This window comes from Collimonas sp., from assembly GCF_044339385.1.
In the GTDB taxonomy this organism is placed as follows: Bacteria; Pseudomonadota; Gammaproteobacteria; order Burkholderiales; family Burkholderiaceae_D; genus Collimonas.
The window spans coordinates 1-4627 of the sequence record NZ_JBIIVN010000182.1 but is presented as its reverse complement, the minus strand read 5'-3'; the positions used below and the strand labels follow the sequence as shown (position 1 = coordinate 4627).

The 4627-nt window shown below is 56.1% G+C and carries 5 protein-coding genes and 1 pseudogene; 5 read left to right on the top strand and 1 reads right to left on the bottom strand.

The window, feature by feature from the left end; translation table 11 throughout:
- Positions 1 to 80: 80 nt before the first annotated feature.
- A complete protein-coding gene (locus tag ACIQ0R_RS11375; protein ID WP_395827422.1) occupies positions 81 to 626 on the top strand; it encodes a substrate binding domain-containing protein in 546 nt (181 codons plus the stop codon).
- A gap of 120 nt (positions 627 to 746) precedes the next feature.
- Here ACIQ0R_RS11375 and ACIQ0R_RS11370 read toward each other — a convergent pair whose 3' ends face one another.
- Positions 747 to 1175 carry a thioredoxin domain-containing protein gene (locus tag ACIQ0R_RS11370; protein WP_395827420.1) on the bottom strand — a complete coding sequence of 143 codons (429 nt, stop codon included), beginning with the start codon at positions 1173 to 1175 and terminating at the stop codon, positions 747 to 749.
- A 166-nt stretch (positions 1176 to 1341) separates the two neighbouring features.
- Here ACIQ0R_RS11370 and tsaB point away from each other — a divergent pair, with 166 nt between their 5' ends.
- The 4 genes and pseudogenes from tsaB to ACIQ0R_RS11350 all read left to right on the top strand — a co-directional run bounded on the left by tsaB (position 1342) and on the right by ACIQ0R_RS11350 (position 4328).
- Positions 1342 to 2046: a tRNA (adenosine(37)-N6)-threonylcarbamoyltransferase complex dimerization subunit type 1 TsaB gene (gene tsaB / locus ACIQ0R_RS11365; protein WP_395827417.1), complete on the top strand. Its 705-nt coding sequence runs from the start codon at positions 1342 to 1344 to the stop codon at positions 2044 to 2046.
- A complete protein-coding gene (rimI, locus tag ACIQ0R_RS11360) occupies positions 2043 to 2528 on the top strand; it encodes a ribosomal protein S18-alanine N-acetyltransferase (protein WP_395827414.1) in 486 nt (161 codons plus the stop codon). The genes tsaB and rimI overlap by 4 nt, the downstream gene beginning before the upstream one ends.
- Positions 2525 to 3361 carry a uracil-DNA glycosylase family protein gene (locus ACIQ0R_RS11355; RefSeq protein ID WP_395827411.1) on the top strand — a complete coding sequence of 279 codons (837 nt, stop codon included), beginning with the start codon at positions 2525 to 2527 and terminating at the stop codon, positions 3359 to 3361. Before rimI ends, ACIQ0R_RS11355 begins: the two co-directional genes overlap by 4 nt.
- A pseudogene (locus tag ACIQ0R_RS11350) lies at positions 3342 to 4328 on the top strand (DUF1853 family protein). The gene ACIQ0R_RS11355 and the pseudogene ACIQ0R_RS11350 overlap by 20 nt, the downstream one beginning before the upstream one ends.
- The last annotated feature ends 299 nt before the right edge of the window (positions 4329 to 4627 follow it).

Genomic DNA, 4627 nt, shown 5'->3' with positions numbered 1-4627 from the left:
CATTCGACGCTTGGCTATCGTTCACCCTGCCAGTATTTAGATGACTGGCTCACTGAGCAACATCAGGAAAAACAGGCGGCATAAAAGCCACCTGTTGGAAGACGAAAAATCGAGGGAAGCTCAGTTTTGATGTCGGTGTTTTTTCGGTCAACCAGAAATTTGACGCGAGCATGGTTGCGCGTCAGTTGGGAATTGCAGAGGTGTTATTGTGCGCCTCCCCCTCGTACATCGCGCAACGCGGCATGCCGCTGGTACCGGAAGATCTGGCGCAGCATTCATGCCTGAATTTCGCTCTGGAGCATTTGCGTCATCACTGGACTTTTCAATCTGCCGACGGCACCTCGATCATACCGATTACCAGTAAGGTGATGTCGAATAATACGGATTTGCTGCGCCATTGTCTGCTGGCAGGCATGAGCATTGCGATGCGCAGTTCGTACACATTAGGCGATGACCTGATTACGGGGCGGGTGGTACGGTTGCTGCCCGACTATGAAATAAATAAGGTGGAGGTACGTCTGGTGTACCCGAGCCGACGGCTGTTATCGGCTAAGGTACGCAGTTTTGTCGACTTCATGATGGCGCAGTTTCCTCATCCCGATTGCGATCCCTGGCTGGCTCGCTGATTGTTTGTAGGGTAGTGCCACGGGCTTTTGCCCTGGCGCTGCGGCACAGGCGATGCGGATGTAACTGTGGGGCTGTGGGTGCAAAAGATAGGAGCCAGGGGGGGGCTTTCCGTCTGTAGTTCAGGTCCGGATATCTTGCAAACGCCTTAACAAATTGCCATCCTGTTGCCAACCGCGCCGCTCGACGCTGCCACGGGCTTCTCTTAGCAGTTCTTCCGGACTTTTCGCTATCTGTGCTTGCAAGACTCTCTCGGCCAGACGCATATCCATTTCAACCGGGCCCAGGAAAGCCACGATGTCGCCACGCTGGATCAAAAGAGTTGGAAAATTGTCGACATCCAGGTCGCCGATCAGATCAGCCTGGTCTTCGATATCGATCCAGACAAACTGTATTTGAGCATGGCGTTGTGCCAACGCTGTAAAGTTCGCGAAATATTCACGACAACTCCCGCACCAGGCTGCACAGAGGCAAGCCACGGCCCAGCCGTCGGCGGCAAGGATGTTGGTCAGCTGGTGGCGGTTGTCGTTGTCGAGAGTAAGGATCAGCATGCGCGGTATTTTACAGCGAGTGCGGCCGAGTTTGCTGAGCTAACGGCTTTAATGCCGGCTGTCATGCCGGCAGTCAGGTATATTCCCGTTCAACTTGCGCGTAATTGCGCCTCAGAGTCAGGCTACAGGCTGCCGAAGCAGGCTCTGGCGCGGTAAAATACCGGCTATGCAGACCATTCTTGCCATCGAAACATCTACCGAACTGGCCTCCGCCGCGATACTGCGCGCCGGCCAACTGATTATCCGCGAAACCACGGGGGTGCAGACACATTCACAATCCATACTGCCGATGGTGCAAAGCCTGTTGGCCGAGGCTGGAATCAGCCTGGCGCAATGCGATGGCCTGGCCTTTGGTATCGGCCCCGGCTCGTTTACGGGGGTGCGCACCGCCTGCGGAATCGTGCAGGGTTTGGCCTTCGGCGCTGAACTGCCGGTACTGCCGGTGGTGACGCTGGAGGCCATGGCGCAGGCCTGCCGGGATTTGAATGGCGCCAGCGAAGTGCTGGCGCTATTAGATGCGCGTATGGGCGAGGTCTACTGGGCACAATATCGCTTCGATGGCGCTGCCTGGCAAGAAATCGTTGTCCCCACTTTGTCGGCACCTGCGCAGGTTTTGCCGTTGCAGGTTGAGTCATCGGCGCTGCAAGCCTGCGGTAACGGATTGTCTGCCTACGCCTCGGCATTTGGTCAGGCATCCTACGCCGCTGGCGGTTTGCCTGCCATCATGCCGCATGCGCGCCAGATTGCATTGTTGGGCAGCGTTGCGCTGGCCAGCGGACATGGCCTCAACGCCGTGGAGGCGCAGCCTCTGTATCTCCGTAATAAAGTGGCATTGACTACTGCTGAGAGGACGGCCAAGGTGAATGCGTGATTGCGAATTTTCAGGCACCGCCAGTGCTGTCCAGGCCGCTTTCTTTTGCCGTCATGCGGATCGATGATCTGGATGAAGTGGCGCTGATCGAGAAGAGCGTATATTCGCATCCCTGGACCTATGGTAATTTCCTCGATTCGATCCAAAGTGGCTACGAGTGCTGGGTGTTGCGTGATGCCGGCGGGATTTTGCTGGGTTATTTTTTCATGATGGCAGCTGTTGATGAGGCGCATCTCTTGAATATCAGTGTCCATGGCGACATGCATCGGCGCGGCATTGGAAAAATGCTGCTGGATCAGGTTTGTAAAGTGGCGCGGCAACTCCACATGGACTCTATATTGCTTGAAGTGCGGCCGTCGAACCTGCGCGCAATTGCTATTTACCTGCGTTACGGATTTGCTGAAATCGGCCGCTGCCGCGATTACTATCCTGCGGCTGGCGATCAGCGTGAAGAAGCGATCGTCATGAGGCTGTCGTTATGAGCGACGTGAACCGGCGCCGCGTTTTCCTCGACGAAATCGTTCTGGGGCCGGTCTGGCTGCGGCGAGACGGCGGGATAGCATTGTTCGACGGCGCGCCGGAGGCTGTCGACATTATGCCATCGCAGGCGCTTGCAATTGACCCCGAGATGTCCCGGCCGATAGCGAACGATTCTTCGGCGTGGCCGGATAACGATAATGCTGTGGCGACGTTAAGCCCCGCGCCGCATATCGGGATTGCTGCGACTTCGCCATTATCGATGGATTGGCCGCAATTGCAGCAGGCGGCGGCCAACTGTAGCGCTTGCGGCTTGTGCCATGGGCGCAAAAATACGGTATTCGGCGTTGGCGATAGTAAGGCAAAATGGCTGTTCATTGGCGAGGGTCCCGGGCCCAACGAGGATGTGCAAGGAGAGCCGTTTGTCGGCCCGGCTGGCAAATTGCTTGATAACATGCTGTGGGCGATGGGCCTCAGACGCGGTGAGAATGCTTATATCGCCAATATCGTCAAATGCCGTCCAACCGACGGCAGCGGGCGCGACCGACCCCCATCGCCGGAAGAAGTAGCGGCCTGCCTGCCGTACCTGCAGCGCCAGATAGAACTGATCCGGCCGAGCGTCCTGGTTGCGCTCGGCAAGACCGCTGCGGTATCGCTGCTCGGGCTGGACCCGGCGACGCCGGTATCCAATCTGCGCGGCAGCGTGCATCTCTACTCAGATCTGCCGCTGGTAGTTACCTACCACCCAGCTTATTTGTTGCGCCAACCGGCCGACAAAGGAAAGGTCTGGGCCGATTTGTGTTTAGTAATGAGCACCTATGCACAAGCCGGTGAGTGAGCTGATCGGTACTTGCCAGGAGCAGTTTCACCGTCGCTGGAATCATCTTGTCGATCCCCATGCAAGGGCGCTAGCCTGGCTGTTGGACGCACCTGATTTGCTTGATGCGGCTGCGCCGCAGTGGCAAGGAAAAGTCGCCACTTATGTCGATCTCGATCTGGCGACATGGCTGCTTGAGCTCGATCAGACGCCGCAGAAATTAGCCGCGTTGCACGCCTATATCGGCGCTCTGCCATCACCCCGGCTTGGCTTGTACGCTGAGAAATTGCTGGCGTTTTACTTCGCGCAGCGACAGCTTCTAGTCGCGCATAGCGTGCAAGTCAGAGCCAGCAAGAACGACACCGTAGGCGAATTCGATTTCCTTTTGCGCCTTGATGGCGGTGTCGTGCACTGGGAATTTGCTACCAAATTTTATCTGCTGGAGAGCCGTGAAGGCGCCTTGCAGGCGGGCGATTTTCTCGGCCCCAACCTGGCCGATTCGCTGGGTGCAAAAATGCAAAAAATCTTGCAGCAACAATTAGCGCTGTCTCAGCATCCGGCCTCGCAGACGCACTTGGCCGAGCCAGTGACAGCAGCGCAAGCGCTGGTCAAAGGCTGGTTGTTTTACCCGCAAGACAAGCTGCCTGATGCCGCTGTTCCGGGCGTGTCTGCTTACGCTTGCCGTGGCTATTGGTGCAGCCTGTCGGCCTTGTAACTGGATGACAACTGTCTGTACCAACTGCTGCCGCGTCAGCGTTGGCTGGCACCGGCAAAGATAGTTGTTGATCAAGCGCTCAGTCCGGCAGCAGCACGACTGGCCTTGTCGCAGCATTTTGCGATCGATAGATCTCCCTTGTTGATGGCGACCTTGCGCTTGGACGCTGCATTTGCGCTGGAAATTGATCGGGGATTTGTGGTGCCGGATGATTGGGCTGCCCGGGCTGCGGAGCAACGGCAGTTGAACGCCGCCGGAGCAGGGAAAGGATAGCTGATGACGTCTTTAATAATTTAGTTTGAATAATTCAGTTTGCATCGTGCAGGTTTTTAACAGCCATTGCAGGCTGGCAATATAAACCGATCCTGTCTATCTCGCGCAAGTTAAAGAAAATCGACAATCTTCGCAAAGCGTCATCAATCGACTTCTTGATTTGTATAAACTTGATGTACTCATTGGTGCTGCCTTTCCGCTATTGCCAAGCGCAATGGCAGGCTATCCAATCGTTACCTTGCCCTTCCATTCGTCCAGCCAACAAGAACAGTGAGCTTCCCTCGATTTTTCGTCTTCCA